The sequence below is a fragment of the Micromonospora sp. DSM 43699 genome (genome assembly GCF_055517075.1).
Map to the genome: position 1 here is coordinate 1 of NZ_JBTMMT010000148.1, position 1,264 is coordinate 1,264.

General features: G+C 62.9%; 1 protein-coding gene. It reads left to right on the forward strand.

The window, feature by feature from the left end; translation table 11 throughout:
- Positions 1–114 precede the first annotated feature (114 nt).
- Positions 115–1,264: acyltransferase domain-containing protein (locus AC0AIB_RS30965; RefSeq protein ID WP_465098040.1), on the forward strand; the 1,150-nt coding region annotated here is incomplete at its 3' end.

Consider the following 1,264-nt stretch of genomic DNA (forward strand, 5'->3'; position numbering starts at 1 on the left):
TCGGGTAGGTCGGTGGAGGCTGTGGTTGGTCAGGGGGGGCGGTTGGTGTCGTTTTTGGAGGGGTGTTCGGGGTGGGATGTGGTGGGGGTGGGTCGTTCGCTTGCGGTGTCGCGGGTGGGTTTTGATCATCGTGCGGTGGTGGTGGGGGAGGGTCGGGAGGAGTTGTTGGCGGGTGTTCGGGGTTTGGCTGCGGGTGTGGTGGGTGGTGGGGTGGTGTCGGGTCGTGTGGTGTCGGGTGGTGGGGTGGCGTTTGTGTTTTCGGGGCAGGGTAGTCAGCGGGTGGGTATGGGGCGTGAGTTGTATGTGAGTGAGCCGGTTTTTGCGGCTGCTTTTGATGAGGTTGTTGCGGCTCTTGATGTGTTTTTGGATCGTTCTTTGGTTTCGGTGATTGAGGGTGAGCCGGAGCTTTTGGGGCGGACGGTGTTTACTCAGCCGGCGTTGTTTGCGGTTGAGGTGGCGTTGTTTCGTTTGTTGGTTCATTACGGGGTGGTGCCGGATTTTGTGGTGGGTCATTCGGTGGGTGAGGTGGTGGCGGCTCATGTGTCGGGTGTGTTGTCGTTGGGGGATGCGGCGCGTTTGGTGTGTGCGCGGGGGCGTTTGATGGAGGGTGTGGGTGGGGCGATGGTGGCGGTGAATGTGGGTGGGGAGCGGGTGTCGGGGTGGTTGGAGGGGCGTTCGGGTGTGGGTGTGGCGGGGTTCAACAGTCCGGTGAGTACGGTGGTTTCGGGTGATGAGGGTGCGGTGTTGGAGGTGTTGGAGTTGGCTCGGGCGGAGGGGGTGCGGGCGACTCGTTTGAGGGTGGGTTGTGCTTTTCATTCGGCGTGTTTGGATGGGGTGTTGGAGGAGCTTACTGAGGTGGCGCGGGGGTTGACGTATTCGGTTCCGCGGATTCCGGTGGTGTCGAATGTGACGGGTGGGTTGGTGGAGGGGTTTTCGGCGGAGTATTGGGCTGTGCAGGCTCGGTCGGCGGTGCGGTTCGCTGATGGTGTGGGCACGTTGGTGGGGTTGGGTGTGTCGGCGTTTGTGGAGTTGGGGCCGGATGCGACGTTGGCGGGTTTGGTGGGTGAGTGTTTGGGGGGTGTCGAGGATGTGGTGGTGGTTCCGGTGTTGCGTGGGGGGCGTTCGGAGCGGCGTTCTCTGGTGACGGCTCTGGCGCGTGTGCATGTGCATGGGGTGGGGGTGGAGTGGGAGCGGTTGTTGCCGGGTGTGGGTGTGGTGGATCTACCGACGTACGCCTTCCAACGCCGACGCTTCTGGCTGGACG